Genomic DNA, 284 nt, shown 5'->3' on the forward strand with positions numbered 1-284 from the left:
CGGGGCCCGACGCCGGCGCACCCGCGCCGGCGCCGTCGGACTCGCCGCGGCGGTCGTGGTCGCCGGGTCGGCGTTCCTCGTCGTCCCCGGGGTCACGGGGTCGGGCGCCGACCAGCTCCGCGGCGTGGCCGGTCGTCCGGCCGGCCTGAGCCCGCTGCAGAAGCGCGTGATGCGGGAGGTGGACGGGGCGGAGCGGCTCTCGGTGTGGCAGGTGGCCGTCCCCGAGCCCGAGGGCGCCGCCGAGAGCTTCCCCATGTCGAGCGACGACTTCGAGGTGCAGGGTC

Annotated in this window: 1 protein-coding gene; it reads left to right on the plus strand. The window is 78.5% G+C overall.

Annotated elements, in window-relative coordinates; all coding sequences use genetic code 11:
• Window positions 1-284 (plus strand): hypothetical protein (locus NLU14_RS21525; protein ID WP_275710473.1); only part of this gene is annotated, 284 nt, incomplete at both ends.

Source organism: Marinobacter iranensis (genome assembly GCF_029207565.1).
Classification (GTDB): Bacteria; Pseudomonadota; Gammaproteobacteria; order Pseudomonadales; family Oleiphilaceae; genus Marinobacter; species Marinobacter iranensis.